The 11332-nt window shown below is 35.4% G+C and carries 8 protein-coding genes; all 8 read left to right on the top strand.

Annotated features, from left to right (window positions below; all coding sequences use genetic code 11):
- Positions 1–783, top strand: a complete 783-nt coding sequence (cysQ, locus tag D6855_RS12540; RefSeq protein WP_120741614.1) for a 3'(2'),5'-bisphosphate nucleotidase CysQ — start codon at positions 1–3, stop codon at positions 781–783.
- Between the two features lie 25 nt (positions 784–808).
- Entirely contained in the window at positions 809–1846 is a 1038-nt protein-coding gene (locus D6855_RS12535) for a sulfate ABC transporter substrate-binding protein (protein ID WP_334295391.1), read from the top strand.
- Positions 1843–2709, top strand: a complete 867-nt coding sequence (cysT, locus tag D6855_RS12530; protein ID WP_120741610.1) for a sulfate ABC transporter permease subunit CysT — start codon at positions 1843–1845, stop codon at positions 2707–2709. Before D6855_RS12535 ends, cysT begins: the two co-directional genes overlap by 4 nt.
- Positions 2702–3571: a sulfate ABC transporter permease gene (locus tag D6855_RS12525; protein WP_120741608.1), complete on the top strand. Its 870-nt coding sequence runs from the start codon at positions 2702–2704 to the stop codon at positions 3569–3571. The genes cysT and D6855_RS12525 overlap by 8 nt, the downstream gene beginning before the upstream one ends.
- Before the next feature lie 10 nt (positions 3572–3581).
- The gene (locus D6855_RS12520) at positions 3582–4691 is read left to right on the top strand and encodes a sulfate/molybdate ABC transporter ATP-binding protein (RefSeq protein ID WP_120741606.1); all 1110 of its coding nucleotides are present in this window, start codon (positions 3582–3584) and stop codon (positions 4689–4691) included.
- 450 nt (positions 4692–5141) lie between these two features.
- Positions 5142–6974 carry an asparagine synthase-related protein gene (locus tag D6855_RS12515; RefSeq protein WP_158589524.1) on the top strand — a complete coding sequence of 611 codons (1833 nt, stop codon included), beginning with the start codon at positions 5142–5144 and terminating at the stop codon, positions 6972–6974.
- 19 nt (positions 6975–6993) lie between these two features.
- Complete coding sequence (locus D6855_RS12510; RefSeq protein WP_120741602.1) at positions 6994–9099, top strand: hypothetical protein; 2106 nt, start codon at positions 6994–6996, stop codon at positions 9097–9099.
- A 71-nt stretch (positions 9100–9170) separates the two neighbouring features.
- The gene (locus D6855_RS12505; RefSeq protein WP_120741600.1) at positions 9171–11273 is read left to right on the top strand and encodes a hypothetical protein; all 2103 of its coding nucleotides are present in this window, start codon (positions 9171–9173) and stop codon (positions 11271–11273) included.
- Positions 11274–11332 lie beyond the last annotated feature (59 nt).

The following is an 11332-nucleotide window of genomic DNA, read 5'->3' as shown; positions in this document are numbered from 1 at the left end:
ATGTGGGAAAGAGAACTTGCAGTTGCTAAAGAAGCCGCGATAAGAGCAGGCGGTGAAATAATGCGGATTTATGATACTGATTTTACGGATAGTATTAAGTATAAAAAAGATGAATCGCCACTTACGGTGGCGGACATAGTTTCCAATAAACTAATTGTTGATGTTCTGAGTAAGGAGTTTCCTGAATATGCAATTTTATCAGAAGAAAAAAAAGATGATGTAGATAGACTTAGCAATCCGCTATGCTTTATTATTGATCCATTGGATGGAACAAAGGAATTCATAAAAAGAAATGGGCAATTTACGGTTAATATAGCATTATCTAATAAACACAAATCGGTTATGGGGGTAATATATGTACCAGTTACACATGAGCTGTATTTTGCCTCAGAGGGAAGTGGGGCATATTTACAAAAAGCGGATAGACCTGTTGAAAGAATACATGTATCAGATAATATAGACACTTACACACTTAGTGCGGTAGTTAGCAGCTCTCATCTTTGTGATGAAATGGAGCAGATGATACAGAAATATCATATTTCAAAACTAAAAAGAATTGGTAGTTCATTGAAAGGATGCTTGGTGGCTAAGGGAGATGCAGATATATATTATCGTCATAATCCTACCATGGAATGGGATACGGCAGCAATGCAATGTATCGTTGAGGAAGCGGGAGGAATATTCAGGCAAATGGACGATAGTGAATTGTTCTATAATCGAGAAGATTCGTTAAATCATAAGGGTTTTTATGCAATAAACAGATTGGAAAATAGATTATATTAAATGAGAGGAGAATCAAAAAATGAGTATGAAAAAGTTTAACTTGTGTGTTGTAGTCATGGCTATTATTTTAAGCATGTTAACTGGATGTGGAGCAACTAGTGGAGGTGATTCGAAAAATGTAAAAGGAAATTCCAAGACTGTGACAATAACAAATGTATCATATGATCCTACAAGGGAGTTATATGCTGCGTATAATGAAATTTTTTCTGATTATTACAAGAATGAGGCAGGGATTGATGTGACGGTAGTTCAATCTCATGGAGGAAGTGGCGGCCAAGCAAGAAGCGTGGTTGAAGGCGCAGAAGCAGATGTTGTAACGCTTGCTTTGGCCCATGATATTACACTGATTGAAAAAGCAGGACTTATTGAACCTGATTGGATAGAAGAGTTTGAGGGTGATTCTTCTCCATATACTTCTACGATTGTTTTTTTGGTGAGGAGTGGAAATCCAAAAGGAATAAATGACTGGGACGATCTTATAAGAGATGGGATAGATGTTATATCTCCAGATCCTAAAAGTAGTGGAGCGGCTTGTTGGAATTTTCTTGCTGCATGGTATTATGCTAGCCAAAAGTATGGTAATGATGAAGAACAGATAAAAAGTTTTATGTCGAAACTGTATGGAAATGTAAAAGTAATGGATTCTGGAGCAAGAGGTTCTACTACTACTTTTGTTGAAAATGGGCAGGGTGATGTTTTGGTATCATGGGAAAACGAGGCAATTTCAACTCTATCAGAATATCCTGATGATTATGAAATAGTGTCACCGTCTATAAGTATTCTTGCACAGCCCAGTGTGGCAATTGTTGATGAAAATGCTGACAGAAATGGGACTCAAAATATTGCGCATGACTATTTGTCATACTTATACTCTGAAAATGCGCAGAGATTAATTGGCGAATATGGTTATAGACCTTCTGATAAGGCGATTCTTGGCGAATATGCTGATAAATTCGATTTAGATATGAGTTTGTGTACTATAAATGATTTTGGCGGATGGAATGCTGCATATGAAGAGTTTTTTAAAGATGGCGGCGTTTTTGATGAAATATACAGTAGATGATTAAAGAAAAAAACAAAGAACAAAATAATAAGAGAAAAAAGAGGCACGGTAGTATACCAGGATTTGGATTGTCAATGGGCATAACGCTAACTATGCTTTCCATGCTAGTTTTGATACCACTCGCATCAATACTTTTGTATGGATTGTCACTATCGCCTAGTGAGTTTTTTGCTATAGTTTGTTCTGATAGTGTTAGGTATGCATTGAGGACTAGTATATTATGTTCATTTATTGCAGCAACCATAAATTGTGTTTTTGGGATGATTATTGCGTGGACACTGGTTCGATATAATTTTTTTCATAGGAGACTGATTGATGGACTAATTGAACTTCCGTTTGCGCTCCCAACAGCTGTAGCAGGTATTACCTTATCGAAAATGTATTCCAACACTGGAATTCCTGGGAAATGGCTCTCGGCTATTGGGATAGATGTTTCATATACTCATTTGGGGATTGTTGTTGCACTCATTTTTGTAGGGATTCCCTTTGTGGTACGAACAGTTCAACCAGTTTTGCAGAAATTTGACTATCAGTATGAAGAGGCTGCACATATTCTTGGCGCTGGGAGAATTATAACTTTTATAAAAGTTATGTTGCCGGAACTTATGCCAGCACTACTAACAGGATTTGGACTGGCGTTTGCCAGAGGAATGGGAGAGTATGGAAGCGTAATATATATATCTGGTAATAGTGCAAAGGACCACACGCAGGTTGTATCGTATGTCATAATGCAAAAACTTAACTATATGGATTATGCTGGTGCTACTGCCGTTGCGCTAGTCATGTTAATAACCTCATTTGTTATTTTGATGGTAATTAATTTGATTCAGATAAAACAATCAAAGAGGACTAATAATGTCTAAAAAAAGAAATATAAAAATACTAATGATTATAATCAGCACATTGTTCGTATTATTGATGCTTGTATTTCCCTTGGCTTCGGTGCTAGTTAATTCGTTTAGTAAAGGGTTGGAGTTTTACTTCAACTCTTTAAAGACTGAATATTTTTTTTCTGCCTTAGGGCTGACTTGCATTGTTACTTTCATTACGGTTATTGTCAATTCTTTTTTTGGAATAATAGCATCATATCTCCTAACACGTTATTCGTTTGCGGGAAAGCATATCTTGGCGACATTGATAGATATACCTTTTTCTATCTCGCCTGTTATAGCTGGGTTGGCGTTTATTATGATGTTTGGACGATTGGGATGGGCGACCCCAATTATAGATACTATAAACAGCATAACTGGGTGGAATATCAAGATAGTGTTCGCAATACCTGGGGTTGTTCTTGCCACTATATTTGTAACATTCCCTTTTGTATCTAGAGAAATTATTCCGGTATTAAATGCCGTAGGAACTGATGAGGAAGAGGCTGCGGCAATAATGGGGGCGAGTGGGTTTACAATCTTTAGGAAAATTACTTTTCCGCATATTAAATGGGCTCTAGCATACGGAGTAGTATTATGTTCAGCAAGAGCAATTGGTGAGTTTGGAGCTGTGAATGCGCTATCTAAAACCAGAGGGATGACGTTTACTTTGCCGCTTGAGATAGATGCATTATATCTTTCTGGGTCATCGGATTCTATTGTTGCTGCATATGCTGTGTCATCCATACTTGTTTTGGTATCTGTTATTCTGTTAGTAATTAGAAACATACTTGAATATAGAAGCGATCGCATCAAAATTTCTGTTGAAGAGCGGGCAGAAATCAAGGAAGATTGAGGTCAATAATATGTATATTGAACTGAAAAATGTAAATAAGCGATTTGGAGATTTTCAAGCAACAAAGGATATCAGTTTGGATATCGAAAAAGGTCAGCTTGTGGCACTTCTTGGGCCAAGTGGCAGTGGTAAAACGACTATACTTCGAATGATAGCGGGACTAGAAATGCCAGATTCCGGAGATATTGTAATTGATGGAAAAAGAGTAAATGATATTCCACCAGTGCAAAGACGAGTTGGCTTTGTGTTTCAGAATTATGCATTATTTCGGTACATGACGGTTTATGACAATATAGCATTTGGATTAGATATTAAAAAAATGGATAAGAAAGCGATTAAAGCACGCGTTTCTGAACTGTTGGAACTAACAGAATTAACTGGTTTGGAAAAGCGATATCCGAATGAATTATCCGGAGGACAAAGGCAACGTGTGGCGTTTGCAAGAGCTTTAGCTCCTGAGCCGGGGTTGCTTCTTTTGGATGAGCCTTTTGCTGCGATAGATGCTAAAGTCAGAAAAGAGTTGAGACAGTGGCTTCGAGAGATGATTCATAAGGTTGGAATAACGAGCATATTTGTTACTCACGATCAGGATGAGGCTGTTGAGGTTGCAGATCAGATTATTGTTACAAATAATGGGCAAATTGAGCAGAGTGGTACCCCGTTCGATATTTATAAGCTTCCTCAAACAGCGTTCGTCGCTGAATTTGTCGGAAACCCAGTATTTGTGAAAAATTACAATTGTCTAAGAGGCTTTACCGACGGCGATTATGATTACTATATTATCAGGCCTGAGTTTGTGGAAGCCTTCAAAAGTGATAATATTCATTTTAAGGAAATAATTGATTTTTCACAGAAGGGTATAATCAAGGATATTATGTTTTGCGGGAATATGTTACAGGTTAGTATTGATGTCGCTGGGCAGGAAGTAGTGACACATAGATCAATGGAGAGGCGTTCAATTAGTGTTGGAGAGGAGATGAATGTAATTATTTATAGGGTTTTCGCTGTTAGTGGAAATGAAGTTACTTTATTAGAAAATAGTTTTTTGAAAGAAATGGATTTGACTGGGAGGAATAGAGAGAAATACCTATATAGCGATGATGGTTATTTCGCTGGATGAATAGTTACAGCTATTTTAATGGAGTATGGAGAATATGGAGAATGAGTGTTCAATAACTTCATTTTGGCCATTGTGAATGCAATAATAGGAACAGTCATATTTTGGTCTTTGTCTATTTACCTAGAGAAGAAGTGTAGTTGTAGCCATTTGAACAAAATTCTTGCATTTATTGGAGAAAATTCCATTATATACGTGTGTCTTAATAGGAGAGTTTTAGATTTGACATCACCTATATTGACAGCTTTATGGCCGAATTGTAACATTTGGCAATTTGCTGTACGTTTCATTTTGGTGTTATTAGACATATTTATTTGCAGTGTAGTAATGCATATTATTTTGGGGAATAAAATCACTAGAATAGTTGTAGGAAAATAACCTAAAAAATAATCCAAACTTTTTAGTGATGATGCATTTTATGGCATGAAAGATGGAAAAATGGAGGATAATTGTATGCAAGGATTATTTGGAGGATTTTCAAGAGTAGGGGTAATTCATATTGATAGTTCAAAAACACCATACTCATCTCAATACAAAGAAAGTGATTGGAATAGTGTTCAATGTCAAATAGGATGCCTTGACTTTGAAAACAGAGATAATAAAGTAATCGAACACGAGAGATATGTGGTTGCCTTTTTTGGATATGCATTGGGACTTGTAGATGACGAATTAAATACCATGGAAGAGTATGTGGTCGAGAACTCTTCTGATTTGATTGAACTAATATCGGACAGAGGGGAAAAGGCACTTTTGTGTTTAAATGGTTCGTTTATTGCAGCTATTTTTGACAAGGCGTCTCAAGAATTACGGATATATAATGATCGTTTTGGAATATATCCATTGTTTTATACAACTAAAGAAGATGGTAGTTTTTATTTTGCTCAAGATGCATTGCTTTTAAAGCAAGTGATGCAGTTTGATCCAGATTACATCGGTATTTCTGAATATTTATCTTTTGATTATTGTTTGGAAGATAGAACACTATTTAAAAACGTTTCATATATTTTGCCTGCTCAAAAGATAGTTGTAGGAATGGATGGAATTTATAAGGAAACATATTGGGAATTACCAAGATGTCATGGAATAAAGACTAAATCAAAAAAAGAGTATCTTAAAGAATTAAATACATTGTATAGGGACGCTATAATGAAACGAAAAAGTAGCGTAGCCAATATTATAGGATTAAGCGGAGGGTTTGATTCGAGACTTATTCTGGCTGTTCTTGATGGGAAAAATGTTTTCTCATATAATCATGGAAGTCGCGGGAGTGGAGATGTAGTCGGTGCAAGAGCGTTGGCTGATGTTTATGCGACAAACCATCATTACTTGGATTTTGCAGATGTTGATTATAACAAAATAGCGAAGGAGATAGTGATACGTACTGGAGGCCAGATGCATCATGAGGAGTTTTATCAACTTGCATCTGCATATGAGAAGAGAAAAATAGCTGACGCAATTGAAATTGCAGGAATTGGGGGGGATGCAGTGTCGGGGCAAAAGAGTAATTTTACTGGTCTTGTTCCAATTATGAGCGCGAAGATGACCCCAAAGAGAAAAGTAAGACAAAGAAAGCGAATATTGCATGATATCACTCGTGGAAGGCAGCCGGCATATGATTCAAAGTATTATGGTCCAATAATTTCTAGCTCCTGGGATAAAGTAAAAGAGGATTATAATAAAGCGGTAGATGAAGCTGAGAAGGGGTTTACATTTGGAAATTATTCAATGCGCTTAAAAATGAGGTCCATAGAACGAAGAATTACTATGCCATCAATGGCAGTAACTGATCAAATTCTTCCTGTAAGACTTCCAATTTATGACTATAGGATTATCAACTTTTTTAATTCTATACCACAAACGTATAGATTCGGCCAAAGACTTTATATCAGATTGATACAGGATTATTATCCAAAAGCGGCGTCATGTCCGCACTCAGAAACAGGAAAAGCAATAAAAGAATCACACTGTGTTATGACAGATTTTGTAACAATAAAAAATTTCATAAGGGGAAAGATTGGATTAAATAAAACAAGATATACGAATATTTTCCACTTTGCTGATGAAGCGATGCTTAACAATCCAAGCATAAATGATATTGTTGCTAATCAGCCTCCTGTAGATTCTGGGATTTTCAATCTTGATGAGTATGGATCAGTAGATGGATTGATAGACAAGGCAAAAACTGGTGATAATTCTGCGATAAAACTATTAAAGAATATTATTCAATTTTCATTACTGAATGAATCGTTTTATGATGGAAAACTGTCTTTGTATTACAAACCTTAATTATGGTTGAGGATGTCAAATGGTTATGGGCTTTTTACTACTGTTATATTTCATTAGGATATGTCTTATAGGTATCACATTAGGAACGGCATTTATCAAATTAAAGCTTTTTCATAACAATTCAGATGTACAGGTGATGGCTATAGGTATGGCTTCTACACCATTGTTTATTTCCTTTTTTGATTATGCTTTGGGGCTTGTTTTCATTGGTTGGCCAAGTGCTTTTTTTTTCCTGGTTCCGATTCTTGTTGCCCTGGTTTTTCTTTTGTTGAAAAAGAATTATTTGATAACAGCAGATGTTTGTAGCGTAATACGCGGTGAAATTGTCAATAGTTTTAAGCACCTTCGTAGGTGGATACTGTTTGATGCTGTTATTATAGTGAGTGTTGTTTCTTATTTCGTTTTTAAATATTATGAGATAAGTGCGAAAGGACTGCTTTTAATAATATTCTATTCGATGAATACTATAGGAAAGTTTTTTGTTGTAGCTTTAGTATTTGCATTAGTTTGCACAGTAGCTTATTTCATACATAGAATGATAATAGAAGGTACCGTTGAGAAGAATGCAGTTATCCTGGCATTAGGAATTATGATTTGCACTGCCAATGTGCATGCTTTGATTATGTTAGAAAGACCGGGGATTGATTCTGATGGGGCACATTATGAGCTAGAGGCTCGATATTTTTTAGAGGATAAGAATTCTTGGGAGGTAGATAATTACAAAGACGATAAATACGGTTCATCTATGGTGGATGATCATGGACCACTTTGGGTACTATATCTTGCTGACGTGGAGATGGCAATTGATACTTTTGGAGAAATGGATTCAGTATGTGGTGTGAATTTTGCGATTTTTTGGGCTTTTATATGTTTTAATATTTTTGTGTTTATTTTGTCGTTATATGGAAATGGAACTTATCGTACAGGCCTAATGTCACTCGTGTTATTTCATATATATGTATATACAGCCTTGATGGTGCTAGGCAGTCGAGATGCATTTAGGTTTGTTGGACTTATTTTTTTGACGATGATTGTACTTAATCAGATTGATAGTATTAGTCTTGGCAAATGTAGGTGGAGCGACTACTTTTTTTTATTTTTGGGGTGTTATCTTTGTATGAACGGACACGCGGGCAACGCCTATATCATGTTAGGAATGTTTCTTGCTGTAGGATTAATACTAATAGTGCATAAAACGCCTATTAAATATCTGTTTTCAACTGGCGTAGCTGTTCTCGTGGGAACGCTATTTGGAATAACCAAAACGATAAAAATTTATCTTTCTACAGGAAGATTAAAAAGCTGGACGCTGATTCCTTTTCATGACACCCCTGTAATAGATCAAGTCGCCGAGGTGAATAGAAATAGAGCGGATATAGCAATTATATGGGATACGTATAGTTATCCTGTTAGGATTATGATGTTAATTGGAGTTATCGGTTATATTGTGATTCTAATTTCTGCAATTAAGAAGAAGAATAAAAGTGATATCTATCTCATGTTGCTTATTGGTGGAATGCTTTTACCTATGACAGGACTAATGAATTGGATTGGATGGGATGTTTCGTTGTGGTTTGCGGAACAGTTAAGATATCGAATGTATTTCTTGATGCTATTTGCTGTTACTGGAGCTCGGATAATAACAAAAAAATGGAAAACATGGAAAGGAAATGGAATTGCAGCATTTGCTTGTCTGATATGTTTCATGTTATTCATTCGGGCAGAAGTTACAAGATTTGATTTATATAATCAATCTTATGTAGAAGTATGTAAAAATATACGACTTGAATACGAAAAAATAGCCAATATTGTTGACACTGTAACTGATGGAGATGCGTATACTCATGACCAGCTTCTTTTGCTTTATCTCCATGGATCTCCTAAACTACTATATCATCCATGTGTAGAGGAATTGATACAAGCAAAGACAGATAGTGAAATTGAAAACGCGATAGATAATCTTAATGTAGGCGCGATAATAATTCCGGCCGATGGAATTGATTATCACGATTATTCTTTATTGCCGTTTTGGGACTATATTAATGACAATGCTAATTTTAAAAAAATCACACCCCAAGATGGTGGTTATTCGTTGGATAAGGTCATATATTATAGGACACGATAATTCAGCTTGGCAAGCATATAAGTTGAATGTATATAGCGTAGGAAATAATTAAGGAAATGTAAGGGAAGATCATGAGGCTATTATCATTAGTTGCTTATCTTTTGAGAATTATATTATTAGGATCTGCACTAGGAATGATGATGACTAAATACAAGCTATTTAAACAATTGGAGTGCTTTCATACATTTTTGATAGGCATGGCGGCGACTCCTATGTTTATTAGCACAATATGTTTTTTGCTTGGAATGGTATTTATTGGAGGAGCGAGCCAGTTTTTCTTTTTTGTACCAATTGTAATATCTTTGTTTCTTATAGCAATAAACAAAAACTATTTAATTATCTTAAGCAACTACAAGAGAATATTTGAGATATTTCGTGAATTTGTAAGTTCGAGTGGAAAGGGAATTATCTGGGATTTATTCTTTTCTTTCAACATAGTATTTTGCTACCTGTTGTTATTTAATGGAGTAGATTTACAGAGTATTATTTTGGAAATTTACAATGCTCTAAATCTTGTGGGACTCCTTGTGCTTTTGATACTTGCTGTAATAATATTTGTGGCCATCTTTATTACGATTCATCGATGTACTAAAAATGGTAGGTTAGAAAAGCACTTTTTTATCTGTATTCTTTTAATCGTGATTGGAACATGTGGCGCACATACCTTATCCATGATATCAAGGCCGGATTTGGATTCTGATCGAGCCCACTATGAACTTGAGGCAAGATATTTCTGTGAGGATAAAAATTCATGGGAAGTAGATAATTATTTTGATGAGAAATATGGATCTTCATTTCAGGATGATCATGGTCCTTTGTGGACATTATACTTGGCAGATGCATATATAGTTGCAGATACATGTGGGGACAATGATTCATTATGGATGGTCAATCTTGCAGTTTTTTGGGCCTATTTTTGCTTTGTTGTTATATTGTTTGAAGTGGCCTCGTATGTATCAAAAAACTATAAAGCAGGTGTAATTTCTTTGTTTTTTTTTCATGAATATGAGCATACTTTGCTAATGGTGGCTGGGTCTCGTGATGCTTTTCGATTTATAGGACTTTTGTTACTAATTATATATATTTTGTGTCATATTGAGGACATCAGTACAGGAAAAGCAAGATGGGTTGATTACTTTTTTTTGCTCGTTTTCTGCTATTTTTGCATAAACGGGCATGCTGCTAATATATATATAATGTTTGGTTTATTCATCGCAGTTGGTTTGGTTTTGATTGGATTAAAAACGCCTATTCAAGATATCATAGCAATGGGATTAGCGTGTTTTGTGGGGACATTGTTGGGCGTTATAAAAGAGATTAAAAACTATGTTTCTTCAGGGTATTTTTATAATGCAGCACTTTTGATTTTTCATGATACTCCTATAGTAGAACAAATGTCACAGAAAAAGACAATGAGGACTGATCCTAATATTGTTATGCAATCGTATTCCTATTCTGTGAAGATTATGATTGTTATAGGAATAATTGGTCTCATAACAATGCTAATTGTGGCATGGAAGAGAAGAAAGAAGCGAATATTCTTCTTTTCTGTTTGTAACATTGGGATGCTTTTGCCTTTGACTGGGATGATGGATTGGCTGGGATATGAGGCTTCTGTATGGTTTGTAGTTCAGATAAGATATAGGATGTATTTTTTACTATTGCTTTCAATCACTGGAGCTTGGCTGTTAACGCAAAAAACGAAATTCAAAGTTTTAAATATGGCGGTAGTTGGGATATGTGTTGTGATGTTTGGATTCTTTCTTAGAACTGAGGTTATAAGGTATAGTACTATTAACAAAGCGGAAAAAATGAATAAAATTGAAATTGTTAGGGAGTATAAAGAAATTGCAGATATAGTTTCCGATAAAACAAGAGGAGATGTCTATACTCGTGATCAGGTCTTGTTGCTTTATTTGCATGGAACACCCAAATTACTATATCATCCAGTGTCTGAAGACCTTATACAAGCGAAGACGGAGACAGAAATAGCAGATGCTATTGAGAAATTAAATGTTGGAGCAGTTATACTTCCTGAGGATGGAGTGGATAATTATGATTTTTCACTTCTTCCATTTTGGGAGTATATTAACAATAACGAGCATTTTTCTAAGATAAGAACAGAGGACCGACAAGGGGAGGTTGACAAGGTGATTTTTTACCGTGATAAGTAACTAATTTATTAAAAAGTTGCTGTTATATTCAAGATTTTTTGACATAAAGCTAAAGAGAA

The sequence above is a fragment of the Butyrivibrio sp. CB08 genome (assembly GCF_003625485.1).
Taxonomy (GTDB): Bacteria; Bacillota; Clostridia; order Lachnospirales; family Lachnospiraceae; genus Butyrivibrio.
This window is presented reverse-complemented; position numbering and strand designations above follow the sequence as displayed.